Genomic DNA, 15811 nt, shown 5'->3' on the forward strand with positions numbered 1-15811 from the left:
GTCAGTGTTCAATCCCGGCTGCCGCAGCTTCGTCGATGAGCGCGCCATCCCTGAAACGCTGGAGTCCGAAGGCGGTGGTTAGCGGATGGGGCTCATCCTTCGCGATCAAGTGCGCAAAAGCCTCACCGCCGGCCGGGATCGCCTTGAACCCGCCTCCGCCCCAGCCGACGTTCAGATAAATCCCCGGTACCGGACTGCGGTCAATGATCGGCGAGCTATCGGCCGTGTAGTCAACGATTCCAGCCCATTGGCGCAGGAGGCGCAGACTACTGAAGGTCGGAACAAGCTGGACGATGCCGGCAAGCACTTTTTCCATTGTCGCTGCGCTTCCGCGCTGGGCAAAGGACGGATAGGGATCGATGCCGCCACCGCACACAATGCCGCCCTTGTCCGACTGGCTGCAATAGCTTCCGATCACGGCTGAACCGATCACGGTGTGCAGGACGGGCTTGACCGGTTCGGAGACAAAGGCTTGGAGCCCATAGCTGGCGACAGGCAATCGGAAACCGGCCATCTGCGCGACCACTGACGAATGACCGGCCGTGGCGATCCCCACCTTGGTCGCACCAATGAAGCCTTTACTTGTTTCGACGCCCTGCACGCCGCCGCTGATGTCCCGACGGAACCCGGTGACTTCGGTATTCTGAAGGATGTCGACACCCAGGGCATCGGCTGCCCGTGCATAGCCCCAGGCTACCGCGTCATGCCGGACAGTCCCTCCTCGTTTCTGGCGCATGGCCCCGTAAATGGGAAACCTTGCATTAGGATCGCCATTCAGGACAGGGCAGAATTTGAGCACTTCCTCCCGTCCGAGCAGTTCGGCATCGATCCCGTTCAACTGCATCGCGTTCACAATTCGGCGCTGAAAATCGACCTCGAGCCGGCTGTGCGCGAGATTAAGGATTCCGCGGGCGGAATACATGATGTTGAAATTGAGCTCCTGCGAGAGGCTGGCATAGAGACGGAGCGAATGGTCGTAGAAGTCGGCACTTTCCTTGTAGAAATAGTCCGAGCGCACGATGGTCGTGTTGCGGCCGGTGTTGCCGCCGCCGAGCCACCCCTTATCAATCACAGCAATGCGTCCAGGCCTGTAGTGCTTGGCCAGATGGTAGGCGGTCGCAAGGCCGTGGCCGCCAGCTCCGATGATAATCACATCGTAGCTGCTCGCCGGTTCGGGGGAGCGCCAGACCGGATCCCAATCCGTATTGCCACCAAGCCAGTTCCTGAGAAGCGCGAACGCCGAATATCGGCTCATCGGCGCAAATCCTTCAGAATGACTTGTGCTGAATTCCGGCCAGGAGCTCCCGTCACGCCCCCACCGGGGTGCGTGCCCGCGCCGCACAGATACAAACCGGCCACAGGCGTGCGGTAGCCCGACCAATCGGGGTGCGGGCGCATGAAGAACAACTGGGCGAGATTGAGATCCCCGTGGAAGATGTTGCCTTCGGTCAGTCCGTAGGTGCGCTCCAAATCCAGCGGTGTGATGACTTTACGTGCGACGATGCTGCCAGGGACGTTGGGCGCGACCCGGCCAATCTGTTGCACCACCTGATCGCCGAGCGCTTCACGTCGCGAGTCCCAGTCCCCCTCTCGCAGCCGAAAAGGAACATACTGGACAAAGCAAGTGAGCATGGTGCGGTCCGACGGGCAGAGCGTGGGATCGACCAAACTTGGAACCACGCAATCGACCCACAGCTCGTCTGCCACTTCGCCGAACTTTGAGGCATCATAGCAGCGCTGCATAGCCTCCATGCTGCCCATGACCGAAAAGACCGCGCGTTCCGCCGGAGTGGCGTCGAGCGACATGCCCCTGATCGAAGGTGGCTCGCTCAGGACCATGTTCACCTTGGCCGAAGGACCGGCCATTTTGATGGCGGCGATGTCCGATCGAAATGTCGGGTCGAGATGTTCCGCGTCGACCAACCCAAGGAACGTTCGCTTTGGGTCCGCATTCGACACGACCGCCTTGGCGTGAAACACTCGGCCATCGACCAGCTCGACGCCGGATGCCCGCCCGCCCTTTACGTAGATCCGCGCAACCTCTGCATTCGTGATGATTTCGGCGCCAAAGCCCCGGGCAGCGTTGGCCAGCGCATCGCTGACTGATCCCATCCCCCCGATAACATGGCCGCTGAAGCCCTGGATGCTATTATCACCACCGCCCAACAGGTGGAACAACAAGCCTAGGGTCGAGCCCGGATCATATGGCCCCCCATGCTTGCCGTAAACGTTGTTGGCCAGAAAGAGCCGGTGCGTCTCCTCGCTTTCGAAGTGTCGCTCGAGAAATTCGGCGAGGGAACCGGTCAGAAACCGCGTCATCGATGCAATTTCATCTCGCGAGATTCCCCAGAATTGGCGGGCCATTGATGCCAATTCCCCGAGCCGGTCGACCAAGCTCCCGCTCAGAGCCGGCGGAGGCTTGAGAAAGAACGGCTGCAGGTAGCGAGCGAGCGCCTTGAGTTGATGCTCGACCGCTACGAAGTTGTCGGCATCCTTCTGACTGTAGGTCCGAAGGCTTGCCGCAGTCCGCAACGGATCGGACCAAAGCGTCACGAGGCCCTCATCGGATGTCGGTACATTAAGCGCCGGGTCGCATGCGACCATTTTCAGCCCATGATCGGCGAGCCCCAGTTCCTTGACCACGGCGGGGGTAAGCATGCTGGCGATATACGAGCAAAATGACACACGGCACCCCGGCATCACTTCCTCGGTCACGGCAGCCCCGCCCACAATTTGGCGACGCTCGAGGACCAGAACTCTTGCACCCGAACGGGCAAGATATGCGGCCGCAGTCAGACCGTTGTGACCACCGCCTACCACAATTGCATCGAAAAAATCGGTCACGTGACTCGCCTGCCCTCTGGACTCTCGAAACAACCTCTCTACCATACACTAGTGTTTGGAGTTCGGAAGGTCAAAATTTGCTTGGACGCTTCGCCTCGATTTCGGGAATGCTTGCGGGATCGCTGATTGCCGAGATTGGCGGTTATACGATGCGGTTGTGTCCCGCAGGGTGGTGTAGGAAGGTTTTCCTGAGAGGGTGGCCACCGTCGATCTTCTGGTAGGGTTCGGATGCGAACTCGAACCTGGAGAAGAAGACGATGACCGAGGACAGAATGGCCCTTGTTGAGCTGATCGAGCAAGGGGCTGATAGCGATTTGGTGCGCGAGATGCTGGCTTTTGCCGCCGAGCGCATGATGGATCTGGAGATTGAGGCGAGAACGGGCGCTGCCGCTGGCAGTCGCAGCCCGGCGCGGCTCAACCACCGCAACGGCTACCGGGAACGGGGATGGGATACCCGTGCCGGACGGATTGACCTGGCGATCCCGAAGCTCAGGAAGGGCAGCTACTTTCCGAGCTTCCTGGAGCCGCGCCGCACGGCGGAGAAGGCCCTGGCGGCGGTGATCCAGGAAGCCTACGTCCACGGCGTCTCAACCCGCTCGGTCGATGACCTGGTGAAGGCAATGGGCGCCAGCGGGGTGTCGAAGAGCCAGGTCAGCCGCTTGGTCGCCGAGATCGACGAGCGGGTGAACGCATTCCTGACGCGCCCGATCGAGGGCGAGTGGCCCTACCTGTGGATCGACGCCACGTATCTCAAGGTGCGCGAGGGCGGACGGATCGTCTCGACGGCGGCGATAATTGCCGTCGGCGTCAACACCGATGGCCGGCGCGAGGTGCTGGGCGTCGCCACCGGCCCGTCGGAGGCCGAACCCTTCTGGAAAGCCTTCCTGCGCTCGCTGGCGGATCGCGGCCTGCGCGGGGTCAAGCTGATCATCGCCGATGACCATAAGGGGCTGCGCGCCGCCGCCGGCAAAGTGTTCAATGCGAGCCAGCAACGCTGCCGCGTACACTGGATGCGCAACGCGCTGGCCCATGCCGCCCCCAAGCAGCGGCCCGCCGTCATCGCCATGATCAAGACCATCTTCGCGCAGGAAACGGCCGAAGCGGCTCACCAGCAGTGGGAACAGGTCGCCGATGCCCTGCGCGAGAAGTTCCCCAAACTGGCCGACATGATGGATGCATCGCGCGAGGACGTGCTCGCCTACATGACCTTCCCCAAAGAGCACTGGGCGCAGATCGCGTCTACCAACCCTTTGGAAAGGGTGAACAAGGAGATCAAGCGGAGGGCCGACGTCATCGGCATCTTCCCAAATGACGCGGCTGTAATCCGCCTCGTCGGCGCGCTGATGCTGGAGCAGAATGACGAGTGGGCGGTATCGCGCCGTTACATGACACTGGAAACAATCGGCTCGGTAAGCCATAACCCCACCGTCAGCCTGCCAGCCCTGGCGGCCTGACCCCAACCCGATCCTGCCGTGGATCGACGGTTCCTACACCACCCTGCGGGACACAACCAAATTTTCCTCCATCCGCATTCGACCTTGGCCGTAAAATCATAAGCTGATTTGGCACTCAGACGAACGTGGCAGCTTGACCCCTGCCCTGCTAGCGCAGGAGGATGCCGCGCAAATCCCGAGCCCTGCCGCCCAGCCCGTTCCGCCGCTTCAATTCCTCGCTCGAGGTGATCCGCCTGGTGGTTCTGATGTATGTGCGGTTCCCGCTCTCGCTGCGCAATGTAGAAGATCTGCTGCACGAGCACGGTATCGACATCTGCCATTTGTGGACCTCGGGTAATCGCGGTGGGCGAGTCGAGTTATCGATAGTGCCGCGATCCGGGCGCTGTGCCCGGTGCTAAGCACCATCGGAGGGTTCGATGCCGCACTCAGTAGGTTTGGATGTATCACAGAAGACCACGGCGATCTGCGTGGTCGATGCCGAAGGGCGGCGGGTCTGGAGAGGAGCCTGCCCGACGGATCCTGGTCAGATCTCGCAGCTCATCTTCAAGCACGCAGGCACTGACGCGAAATTGGGTGTCGAGACCGGTGCGATGACGCCGTGGCTTGTACACGGACTGCGCGCCGCTGGTCTTGACGTTGCCGTCTTGGACGCCCGCCGGGTGAAGGCGGCGCTGCAGATGAGGTTGAACAAGACCGACCAAAATGATGTGGAAGGGCTGGCGCAGGTGGTGCGGACAGGCTGGTACCGCTCTGTCCACGTCAAGTCGCTGGATGCCCATCAGGCTCGATCCCTTCTTGGTGCGTGAGCCCAACTCGTCGGCATGAGGACGCGGCTCTCCAACATGGTGCGTGGCGTGCTTAAGACCTTTAGTCTGCTCCCGGGCGCGGGCCGCGGCCTTAGGTTCGATCGCCGTGTCGAGGCAATGATCGAGGATGTCCCAGAGGTCGCATTGATCGTGCGGCCGCTACTTGTCACCTGGAGGCAGTTTCGCGAGCAGATCGCAGTCTTTGATGCCTTCGTCCAACGCCGGGTACGGGCTGACGCGACCTGTCGGTTGCTGATGACGGTGCCCGGCATCGGCGCCCTTTCGGCGCTCGCCTTCGTCAGCACGATCGAAGATCCCGGGCGCTTCTCGCGCTCCCGATCCGTCGGCGCTCATCTCGGCCTCACGCCGCGGCGCTACCAATCGGGCGAGATCGACCGAAGCGGGCACATCTCCGGGTGCGGCGACGTCCTGGCGCGCACGCTTATGTACGAGGCCGCAATCGTGATCCTCCACCGGGTAAAGAGACCGCTGCACCTGAAGGATTGGGCACTAGCGATCGCCGAGCGAGCTGGGCCAGGCAAGGCGCGGGTGGCACTGGCGCGGAAGCTGTCGGTGATCCTGCACAGCGTGTGGCGTTCCGGTGAGTCGTTCCGCTGGGAGCCAACCGCACTCGCCGCTTAAATGCCAGATCATCCGGCGCGAGCCGGATGTACGTGTCGCCTCGGGCGAGGTGCGGGCGACTGCGCGGTTGGGGCCATGGGCACGTGATCTAACGTCAGCCCGTTGTGGACCTTGCAGCGCTCGCGCTTTTCCGACCGGACCAGATGCTGCGGCGGCCTATGCCGACCGCGAAGAGAGCCATGACCCGGAAGGCGACAAAGAAGAAGTTGACGAAGGAGGCGCGATTAGAGAACGCCCCGAAGAGCGCCAGCGAAATAGTTGAGTTGGCGGTAGGTCGATTGCTGCCATCTGCCCGGCCTGTCGATGCAGCGCAATGCTGCTGGCCCGTATGGGAGTTCGAGGACTGGATCCACATGACGAGAGCGTGCGCAAGGCACGATGGCAGATCCTGGTTTTCCAGCCCCGTTCTTCGACTGTTGCGCCATACTCTCGTTCGCTCTGCGCCACCTAAATGGCTGCTGCAGCCAGAGCCTGGTGGTCTTCGTTCTTGGTTATCACAGCCCAGACGATCCGGGCTGTCTTGTTGGCCAGTGCTACGGCAACCAGCATCGGTGGCTTGCGCCCGAGCATCTGCGTGAACCACAGGTTCTTGTCTGTGCCCGAGCGGCGCGCTTGTCCGACCTCGGTGGCGCTTCTGATGATCAGCAATCTGCGCAAGGTACGCTCGCCCATTTTTGGTAATAGATCGGCCCCTGGGCCAACAACCGGGCCGAGAACAGCCACCTTCCCTATCGACGACGCGAGCGAGCCATGCTGCGCTTCCGGCAAATGAAGTCACTCCAGAAGTTCGCTTCAGTCCATGCCAGCCTGCACTACCACTTCAGCTCCGAACGCCACCTCGTCGACCGCCAGACCTACAAGCAGCGCCGATCCGCCGCATTGGCTGAGTGGCAGTCGCTTGCTGCATGAGAAAAACCGCAGGCACGGTAAACCGCGCCCGCCGGAGAGCAGTTCGCATTAGACACCTCCGCGTGATCTGGTCGCTCATGGCCATTCCGGCGGCGAGGTCAAATGCGTCGGTGGACGCGGTAAACAGCGAACGTTAACCTGGGCCGCGATGCTCCACCTCCACTGCACTAAGAAGCTGCTCGCTCGGATCAAAGCGGAAATCGTTGCGCCTGGGCCAAGCGACACCGCACTGGGCAGCTGGTATGCCACAGTCATATTCTGGAAGCCGCAAATCGTTTTGCTGGTTTCTGAGCGCACGCTGCTTCCCGTGCTTATGCCGCTGGCCCCAGCGGCCACGCTCGCTCGAAGATTCCCTGCGCAATTGGCGCTGGTTCTGAAGGAGCACGGCGTCCCTGCTGAATTCATCACTCAGGAAATTTGGCGAATGGACACGGTCCAGTTCTCGAAAACTGCGAACCGGAGCGTCGTGGGCATCCTCAATGAGTTCGTTCGCCAAGCCGAGTTTTGGCTGGCAGCCTATGCATATGAAAAGGGCGATGATGACGACCTCCTGGCCATTTCGGCCAAGCTAGCGGAGACACCTTGTAGCCCGCTGTACAAGGGCCCGGTTTCGCCGGACAGAGCCCTTCATGAACTCGTGAAGGCTGGTGCACAGGCATAAGCCTGCTGGCCGCCAACTGCGCTCGGAGATCCTACAGCAGTCGGCCGGAAACCCAGCTCGTTCGGTCAGGCGGGATCGGGCGGCAAATCGACAATCCGGAAGACAGCGCCCGATCCCGCGTCACGAACCAGATCAACCCGCGCGCCATCCCAGTGATAGTCGAGGTGCCGCCCCTGAAGCGGATTTGATGCGCAGTCTGGGTAGAAGAGCGCGACGCATTCCCCGCCGGGGTGCCGGATGCTCGGGTAAGCAATCCCGTTCGATCCCGCGCCCCTGAGCTGCCGCGCGACCGCTTGAGATGCGGCGTAGCCGTCAGGATCGAGCTCCGGAACCGGCTCCGCCGCCAGAGTTCGGAGGTCATGCAAATCTGCATCGACTGTCATGACGATTTCCCGAAACTTCGAGGTCCAGCCAGGCGCCTCCCTCGTTCGCGCCATGAAGCGGGCATTATGGTGCATCGTCTCGAACAACGCGGTTTCGAACCGGTCGCCAACGTAGAGCACGCCGTAGCTGCCATCGGTAAATCGGCTTGGCCGGTCAGTGCTGACGTGGGTGAACGGCGCCATGAGGTAGGATGCCCCGTTTCCGCCGACGCGTCGGTCGACCGGAACCAGGTCGAGATTGCCAATCGTCGCCATGATGCGGGGATTGGTCTTCTGCTCTGCTGAGATCAGCAACGGCCAGTCGGCTGGATCAGCGATATCTTCGAACAGGTCGATCGGTGGAAAGGCACTGCGGATGATCCTGACAGCGCCCTTCCACTCAACTCGAGAAACTGGGATATTTGCCGCTCCGCTCACCAGCCACCGCGCTCGGCGTCGAGATAGCGACGCACCCGCATGATGTCGGTGAGCTCGCCTCCCAGCATCACGTCGAGCGCACTGGCTCCGCCGAACGCTTCGTTCGCTGCTCTGATCCAGACATAGCTACGGGTTGCCTCCGAGAAGATGATCCGGAGCGCCTTGTGGATGCCCATGAGGTTGGAGAGACGCGTACGCCCATCGCGCGAGACGCGCCCGGGGCCTTCGGCCTTCCAGCGGCGATAGGAGCGCACTGGCATGTCGAGCAGGGTTGCAGCCTGCTCGTCGGTCAGCTCCCATTTGCCAAACAGATTGAGGACTGCCCGGAACATGGCAGCTGCCTCGTCCTGGGTAATCGGATCGGGACGGAAGGCGGTAACGGCAGTATCAACGGGTTGAAGAGCCAGCATGGCAGTTCTCCATATGGCATCATATAGGCCAAATGGGGCCATTTGGCAAGGAACTATACCGATGATGCCAGTCTGGCCATCACGCTCGCGGCGCCTTCGATCGGCACGAAGAGGCGCGTCTGGTAACGGATAATCTCCGTGAAGCAGCCTTGCGCCTTGTACCAGTCGAGGCGAGCTGCACTCCATCCCGTAAGCTCAATTCGCTGTGAGCCATTGACCAGGCTGCGCTTGACCATGATGAGCTCTCGGCCCGCGAACTCCAGAGCCCTGCCCGTTGCCAGGACGGTCTGGACAATGTCGTCGGCGGAAAGCGTTTGCTCGCGCTCCAGACCCAGCGCTCGGCACAGTTCGGGCACACAATGGGCGGGAACCTCGCGGCCGAGGAGCGAACGGCCATCTGCTGCCGAGATGCGGCTCACCCTCACGAAATCGGACGGTAGCTTGTCCCAGACCGGCAGCAGGAGGCCGGTCGCAAGATAGAGGCGCTCGCGTTTGTGGCTGGTTTGCGCCTCCGCGACCTCGGTTGACCAGGCATCGCGGAAGGTGTCGATGGCAATATCCTCCCAGCTGCTCTCCGCCAACTGATCCTCGGTGATGTGACTGCGCTTGAGCGGGCGCAGCAATTCGAAGCGGGTCACGCGCGTACCGTCATCGGCAAGGATGCTTCGGGCGGGCAACAGCAAGGCGACTCGACCTGAGCGTGCGTTCCGAACCGGCCGCTGCCGCTCCCCGGTGATGCCGTGAAGCTCCTCGAGCCGCTTCAGTGTGAGTGGCTTCAAGGCTCTGGCGATTTCCAGTTCGAGGAGATGGGTGGTCGCTCCTGAAGCCGGATCTGTTCGCAAAAACGTGTCGGACAGGACCGCGAAGTCCTCGACTGCAATCGTCTCGAGGCCGAGATCGAGCGTGCCGGCCTGCCGGGCGGCATCGATGCGCGCTTCGACCAGCCCCATGAACTCGTCGAAGATCGCGTTCTGCAGGGCTATGGGAAGCGCAAGAATGCGGTTGAGCCACCGCTGGATCAATGGCAGGTCATCGACCATCGAACCATCAGGCGCTTCGATCCGGAGACCTGTCAGCTCCTGAAAGCGCCCGAGACTGACGGCTTCGAGCTTGCCGGTGAACAACAGGCCGAACCAGCGATGGAGCGCCTCCTTGGCGTAGATGCTTTCGAGATTGTCAGCGGGATCGAACAGGTTCTGCCCGCCGGTCTGGCGCTGCCCGCGCGTAAGAGCACCAAGACTGTCCAGGCGCCGCGCGATCGTAGAGATGAAGCGGCGCTCGCCGCGCACATCTGTCGTCACGGGCCTGAAGAGCGGGGCCGATGCCTGATTGGTGCGATTGGTCCGGCCAAGCCCCTGGATTGCGGCGTCAGCCCGCCAACCCGGCTCGAGCAGGAAATGGACGCGGCGGGCCTGGTTCCTGGCGGCAAGATCAGCATGGTAGCTGCGCCCCGTTCCCCCGGCATCGGAGAACACCAGGATGCGCTTGTCACCGTCCATGAAGGCCTGGGTTTCGCCCACATTGGCGCGCGGCGAGCGGGATTGGAGTTTCTGGCGACCATCGCGGCCGACGATCAGCCGGCGTGTGCGACCGGTGACTTCGGCCACCTGGTCAACGCCGAAGCGTTCGATGATGGCATCGAGGGCTGTGGCGATGGGCGGCAAGGCGCAGAGCTGCTCGATCATCCGGTCGCGTGCGGCAAGCGCAGAGCGACAGAGCACGGGAGCGCCATGCTCGTCACTCATCGGCTCGGAGCGAGGATTGCCATTTTCGTCGGTAAACACGGCCATCAGGCGGACGGGGAAGCTCTTGGTGAGATAGTCGATCACATATTCCCGCGGAGAGAGGTCGATCTCGAGAGCTTCGCGCTCCTCTTCAGACAGGTCGGCAAGCCGGCGGTTGAGCATGGCTTCTGCCGTCGAGACCAGTTGGACGACAACGGCGTTCCCATCAGCAATCGCGGCTTCGATGGCTGGCAGCAAGCTGGGCAGCTTCATCGACAGAAGCAGCTGCGCGAAGAAGCGCTGCTTGGTTCCCTCGAAGATCGATAGCGCTGCGGACTTCGCCCCGGAGTTGAGCGTGCCGCCAGTTTCGCTGTCGACGATCCGCGTGGCTTCCAGCGCTTCGCGCAAATTAGCGTGAATGATCGCCCAGGCTTCGGCATAGGCATCGTAGATCGCGATCTGATCCTCGGTCAGGCAATGCTCGAGGATCTCATACTCGACACCGGCGAACGAAAGGGCCCGGGCGGTATAAAGGCCGACCGACTTGAGGTCCCGCGCGACGAGTTCCATCGCGGCGATGCCGCCGTCACGAATATCGGCGACGAAGGCCTCGCGATTGGCGAAAGCGGTTTCCGGACCCCAGAGCCCGAGGCGCGTCGCATATGCGAGGTTGTTGACGTCGGACGCACCAGTTGCCGAAGCGTAGAGCACCCTTGCCCGGGGGAGGAGGTTTTGCAGGCGCACCCCGGCAATGCCCTGCTCCGATCCTTTGACTTTACCCCGAGATCCTTCGCCGCCAGCGGCATTGGCCATGGCGTGCGCTTCATCGAACACGATCACGCCGTCGAAATCCTCACCGGCCCAGGCGAGGATCTGGTCAAGGCGCGTTGCGTCATTTCGGCCCGAACGGAGGGTCGGGTAGGTGACGAAGAGAATGCCGTCGCGCATTGCGATGGGGGTGCCCAGCTTCCAGGACGCCAGCGGCTGGATGTCGATCGGCAAACCGCCAAGGGCGGCCCAGTCGCGGCGCGCGTCTTCGAGCAGCGCCTCGTTCTTCGAAATCCAGATATGGCGGCGCTCGCCGCGCACCCAGCGATCGAGAATGACGCTCGCGACCTGGCGTCCTTTACCAGCGCCGGTGCCGTCCCCGAGGAAATAGCCCTGCCGGAAAACCTGACCTTCCGCCGAGGCCTTGAGCGAACAGCCCTTGTCCTCGGGTTCGAACCGACCGGGAAGATCTCGGGCATGAGCGCTTGCTGCGTAAATCAGAGTCTCTGCCTGGGCAGCCGACAGAGTTCCCTTGGCGATAAGCCCGTCAGGCAACTGCGGCATCGCGTCGGGCTTGGGTGCCGAAATCGACCCCATGGCGACGGACTCGACGAGCGGCGTCGGATGCCCTGATGCGCCATCAATGACGATCCTGCTCGGACGATAGGGAAGATAATGGCCGACCTGAGGAGCAAGCGGCGCAGGGGTTTCGAGCGACACGTAGGTGAGCGGTTTGATGGCGGTGGCTGCGGGAGTGATCCTTTCTAGTTTCACCAGCGGCCTGCGCGGCGTGGTCACCAGAAGGAACGGCGCACGAGCCGGCAGGCTCGACTTTTGGGGAGCGACCCCCAAGCTGGCGCGAGCCGGCAAGGCATCGACGAGGTCGGCCAGCTGGCGGAACGCGTTCGTGCGAATAGCGACGGGCTCGTTCGCGCCTTCCACCTTATCGAGAACCAGCAGTCGCGTGGTGATCCCGGTGCCATGCCTGACGAACGCGCGTTCGACGGCGGCATTGAGCCTCAGCGAAACTGGCCCTTTCGCCCCGGCCAAAAACCGCACGCAGTCGAACCATTCAGGCATGATCGCCACAAGCCGCCCGCCGGGCGCAAGCCGGTTCCAGGCCGATCGCAGATGCCTCGCCCCGGTGCGGCCATCGTGGCCCCGCTCGACGCCGTGAGAATAGGGAGGGTTCATTAGCACGGCGCTTGGGACGATGGCCGGATCGAGCAATTCGTCGATCAGCTCGGCATCATGTCCGGTCACACGGGAAGCGGGGAACACAGCAGTTAGGCAGTCGCGGCGCAGCGGCGAGATTTCGTTGATGGCAAGGCGCGTGCCGGCTTTGGCAGACCAGACCGCGAGCATCCCCGTCCCGGCCGATGGTTCGAGCACGAGCTCATCGGGTATCAGCCCACAGGCCCGTGCGGCAAGCCAGGCCAGGCGCGCCGGCGTTGCGAATTGCTGCCATTCGATCTGTTCATCGCTGCGATTGGTCTGGGTCGGAATTCGGTCATCGAGGGAGAAGAAGAACTGTTCCGCCTCGTCGATCGGGCTCGCGAGCTGGATCTGATCGAACGCTTGCAGGTATTGAACCTGTGCCAGCTCTAGAGCTGCGTGGGCGTCACGCACCGACCACCTCCCGAGAGCATCGCTGCCCCCGAAGTGCTCGCTCATGATGCGCGTCACGTCGCTGCGTGACAGCGCGCGGCCAGCTGCGAGCTCTGAAGCCATGATCTGGGCCGCCGACGTAACAGCGGGCGGTGATGGTTCATCGAATGCAAAGGCGAGGGAAGAATTGGACATGGGAACCTCCTGACGAGGTCCTGCGGCGGGCCGGCCTCAATCAGCCAAAGGCCCCCTCCCCTCTGCCCAACGGATCAGGTTTACCGGCAAGCCGGGACATCAGCTCATCGTTCCAGTCAGAACCGGGCGAGGCCGGTGCTCGTGAGTGGATGACACGATGAGGCGCAGCGTAAGCCTTCAGCGCTCGCTGTTCCGCGAGACCGCCTCCGGCATCATTGTCGATGAACAGATGGAGTTCACCCACGCTCTCCGGGATCGCAACAAGGCCGAAGCGCTCATTCCCGAGCGTTGCCCAGCAAGGGATGTCAAACAGCTGCATTGCTGAGAGGGCGCTCTCGATACCCTCGGCAAGTCCAAGACGCCCTTGCACCGGCGGCGCCAGTCTGACGGCACCACAACCAAGGGTGCCAAGCGCACGCTTGGGCCGCTCGAAAGCGGCGAGCTTGCCGCTCGCCAAGTCGAGAAACGTTCGGTGTACCGCGATTATGCCAATGTCGGTTGTTACTGCGGCCAGCATCGCGGGGAGAAATTGAACAGCGCCGCGCGGCCCAAGCGGCGTGCGCGCCAGGTAGCGGAGTTGATCGGATCCGCGCAGAAGACCGCGCTGCGCAAGGTATTGTACGGCAGGGCTGTCGGAGATCGCCGTCGCCGATTGCCACAAGCGCCGCGCATTGGGACTGAAGTCCCCATATCTATGCTTTTCGATGGTCTCAGCGTCTGAAGCGTTGAAAAGGTCGCGGCTGCGAACGCCCTGGCGATCCAACGCCGCAATGACGTCCTCATTCAGGCATCCCGCAAAGCAGTGAAACAGGATAGCTTTGCGCCCCAAGGTCACACTCAGCGACGGAGTTCCGTCGTCATGCGCCGGGCAGCAGCACATTCCTTTGCCCCGGCTCCATGTACCTTGAAGGCTTTCAACGATGGTGCGGGCGCGGCGTTCGAGTTGATGAGCTTTGTCTAACGGGGGCATCGACCTACTCCGGTTGAGGTGCCCTCCCCGCGCAGCCTCCGCTCTGCACTCGCGCCAAACCAATTTCCTACGTCGTTTGTTCTTTATATGTTCTAATTCGATTCGGCTAGACAAGGATCGAGAAATGACAATGAAAGCTATCTTAGTCGCAGGCTTCGCGATCACCTCTGCTACCTCCGCCAGAGCCCAGGATTTGTCCGCGCCAGCCACAATCGAAGCCCCCGCCAGCCACTCCGAAGGCATCCGGATTGCTGAAACATCGAACGGCTTCCAGCTGGTCGAGCATGGGCTGTGGTCATCCCGTCAGGCCGGCCCGGCATCTGGTCTCATTGTGCCACAAAATGGCCGGGTGAACCTGCCATACAGATACGAACCCAAGGCCAAACCTGGCCCCTCCGACTTCAGGCGAGCAAGCTACCTTCCCCACATCTATGCGGCGGAAGCGAAGTACTCATTGCCCGCGGGCCTGCTCGATGCGCTCGTATGGACAGAATCTCGATACAACCCCTTCGCCGTCAGCCCTGCAGGCGCAGCAGGTCTTGGACAGCTGATGCCAGCCACGGCAAAAGAACTCGGGGTCTTCAATCGCTTCGATCCTATGGCTAACATCTTCGGCGCTGCGCGGTATCTAAGGCAGATGCTCGACAGGTTCGGCGTGGTTCACCTCGCAGTGGCTGCCTACAATGCCGGTCCAGGGGCGGTCGAGCGCGCAGGCGGCATTCCCCGCAATGGCGAGACGCCCGGATATGTCCGAGAGGTCCTTCGACATTGGCGTAATTAGAGATCGACCCACGATGGCCATAGCAGAGTCCATAATCCAGCGGCTTCTGGCTGGGCGGATTTGTAGCGGGTGAGATACCCTCTGAAATTAGCCGTCTTTGGCCTCGGCTGGGTACTTGGCTGCGATCTGCATTACCTCCTTACCCCACAACGCCAACGCTTCGCGTTTCTCGTTGGTATACTGGTGACGGTGATAGACCCCAGCGACACCCGCCATAGCTGATCCTGACTGGTGGTTGAGGACCGCCTCAGAAACCACCAACGGTATGCCAAGACGCTGGAGACCGGTCGCCACCGTCCGTCGAATGTCATGCTTTGTGAAGTGTCCGGCCTCGTAGCCGAGCTTCTCGTCCACGCTTGCTCTGATCCGCTTCCAGGCCTTGGATAGTCCGCTGACGCTGTTCGTATTGGTGACCTTCGAAGCCAACAGGATCTGGGATTGCTTATGAGCGTCGTCGGGGTCGATGCCAGCGGCCCGGAATATCTCGGTGATCACTGCAAGAGCCTGGGCGGATAGCGGCACCACATTCGCCTTGCCGTTTTTCGCTCGGTCGCCCGGAACTGTCCAGACTTTCGCCTTGAAATCGAACTCGTCGCACGCTGCATCGAGCACCTCGCCCCGGCGCTGAGCAGTAAGGATAAGCATCTGCACGAGATGACCGAACGGATAGCCATCCTCGACCGCAGATTGCCACAGTGCAGCAAGCTCACGGTCGCTGAGTACACGGTCGCGAGGTTCATTCCGCTTCGGGCGCCACGCATCCCGACAAGGATTGGCGGGCATATGCTCAAGTCTGGTGAGCGCCCACGTGTAGAATGTCGAAAGATGGCGAAACACGATCCGCGCCATCGTCAGGGTTTCCTTGCCCCGCTCGAACGCAATTTTCTCAACGAAGCGGCTCACGTCACTTCGGGTTATGGAGTCTGCGAGCCGGTCTCCAATCTCGGGCTCAATGTACTTTCGGAAGACCCGATCGAACTCCCTCGCGCTCCGCTTTTTGCCCTCGATCTGCTGAGCAAGGTACGTCTCGTAGAGCTCCGCGACTGTCCCTACGCCTTTTGACCCCTTCCTCTTTGCGCCCGCTTTTCTGGCGATGCTCTTGCCCTGCTCGACATCGACAAGCAGATCGCGCGCCTTCTTGCGGGCATGGGCCAGTGTAAAGCTCGGCCCATGGCGTCCGATTGTCACATTCAACCATTTGCCCTGAACCCGCTTGCGCAGAATGTACGTCTTGATACC

13 protein-coding genes and 1 pseudogene are annotated in these 15811 nt (G+C 61.8%); 6 read left to right on the forward strand and 8 right to left on the reverse strand.

What is annotated here, in order from left to right; genetic code table 11:
- Position 1: 1 nt before the first annotated feature.
- Positions 2 to 1255, reverse strand: coding sequence for a sarcosine oxidase subunit beta family protein (locus IP83_RS15685; protein WP_054123172.1), 1254 nt, complete (start codon positions 1253 to 1255; stop codon positions 2 to 4).
- Positions 1252 to 2844 carry an NAD(P)/FAD-dependent oxidoreductase gene (locus IP83_RS15690; protein ID WP_197274405.1) on the reverse strand — a complete coding sequence of 531 codons (1593 nt, stop codon included), beginning with the start codon at positions 2842 to 2844 and terminating at the stop codon, positions 1252 to 1254. Before IP83_RS15690 ends, IP83_RS15685 begins: the two co-directional genes overlap by 4 nt.
- 257 nt (positions 2845 to 3101) lie before the next feature.
- Here IP83_RS15690 and IP83_RS15695 point away from each other — a divergent pair, with 257 nt between their 5' ends.
- The 3 genes from IP83_RS15695 (at position 3102) to IP83_RS19670 (ending at position 5746) form a co-directional block, all read left to right on the forward strand.
- Complete coding sequence (locus tag IP83_RS15695; protein WP_054123174.1) at positions 3102 to 4298, forward strand: IS256 family transposase; 1197 nt, start codon at positions 3102 to 3104, stop codon at positions 4296 to 4298.
- A 416-nt stretch (positions 4299 to 4714) separates the two neighbouring features.
- Positions 4715 to 5104, forward strand: a complete 390-nt coding sequence (locus IP83_RS19665; RefSeq protein ID WP_082364767.1) for a transposase — start codon at positions 4715 to 4717, stop codon at positions 5102 to 5104.
- Positions 5105 to 5119: 15 nt separating this feature from the next.
- Positions 5120 to 5746, forward strand: coding sequence for an IS110 family transposase (locus IP83_RS19670; RefSeq protein WP_082364768.1), 627 nt, complete (start codon positions 5120 to 5122; stop codon positions 5744 to 5746).
- Between the two features lie 447 nt (positions 5747 to 6193).
- Here IP83_RS19670 and IP83_RS20350 read toward each other — a convergent pair.
- A pseudogene (locus tag IP83_RS20350) lies at positions 6194 to 6421 on the reverse strand (IS110 family transposase); the annotation flags it as partial.
- A 93-nt stretch (positions 6422 to 6514) separates the two neighbouring features.
- On the opposite strand from IP83_RS20350, the gene IP83_RS15710 reads away from it, so the two are divergent.
- Both IP83_RS15710 and IP83_RS15715 read left to right on the forward strand, forming a co-directional pair.
- Positions 6515 to 6655 (forward strand): hypothetical protein, encoded by a 141-nt coding sequence (locus IP83_RS15710; protein WP_369817033.1) that lies wholly within the window; start codon positions 6515 to 6517, stop codon positions 6653 to 6655.
- A gap of 148 nt (positions 6656 to 6803) precedes the next feature.
- Entirely contained in the window at positions 6804 to 7316 is a 513-nt protein-coding gene (locus IP83_RS15715; protein WP_054123176.1) for a hypothetical protein, read from the forward strand.
- A 65-nt stretch (positions 7317 to 7381) separates the two neighbouring features.
- Here the strand turns inward: IP83_RS15715 and IP83_RS15720 are convergent, their stop codons facing one another.
- Genes IP83_RS15720 through IP83_RS15735 form a run of 4 tightly spaced genes read right to left on the reverse strand, consistent with a single transcriptional unit; the run spans position 7382 to position 13791 of the window.
- The gene (locus tag IP83_RS15720) at positions 7382 to 8116 is read right to left on the reverse strand and encodes an RES family NAD+ phosphorylase (RefSeq protein WP_054123177.1); all 735 of its coding nucleotides are present in this window, start codon (positions 8114 to 8116) and stop codon (positions 7382 to 7384) included.
- Complete coding sequence (locus IP83_RS15725) at positions 8113 to 8526, reverse strand: MbcA/ParS/Xre antitoxin family protein (protein WP_054123178.1); 414 nt, start codon at positions 8524 to 8526, stop codon at positions 8113 to 8115. Before IP83_RS15725 ends, IP83_RS15720 begins: the two co-directional genes overlap by 4 nt.
- 53 nt (positions 8527 to 8579) lie before the next feature.
- Complete coding sequence (locus tag IP83_RS15730) at positions 8580 to 12821, reverse strand: strawberry notch family protein (RefSeq protein WP_054123179.1); 4242 nt, start codon at positions 12819 to 12821, stop codon at positions 8580 to 8582.
- Between the two features lie 40 nt (positions 12822 to 12861).
- Positions 12862 to 13791, reverse strand: coding sequence for a toprim domain-containing protein (locus IP83_RS15735; RefSeq protein ID WP_054123182.1), 930 nt, complete (start codon positions 13789 to 13791; stop codon positions 12862 to 12864).
- 124 nt (positions 13792 to 13915) lie between these two features.
- On the opposite strand from IP83_RS15735, the gene IP83_RS19675 reads away from it, so the two are divergent.
- Positions 13916 to 14572, forward strand: a complete 657-nt coding sequence (locus IP83_RS19675) for a lytic transglycosylase domain-containing protein (protein ID WP_082364769.1) — start codon at positions 13916 to 13918, stop codon at positions 14570 to 14572.
- Positions 14573 to 14659: 87 nt separating this feature from the next.
- On the opposite strand, the gene IP83_RS15740 is transcribed toward IP83_RS19675, so the two are convergent.
- On the reverse strand, positions 14660 to 15811 hold a 1152-nt coding region (locus IP83_RS15740; protein WP_054123180.1), incomplete at its 5' end, for a site-specific integrase.

This window comes from Novosphingobium sp. AAP93 (assembly GCF_001296055.1).
Classification (GTDB): Bacteria; Pseudomonadota; Alphaproteobacteria; order Sphingomonadales; family Sphingomonadaceae; genus Novosphingobium.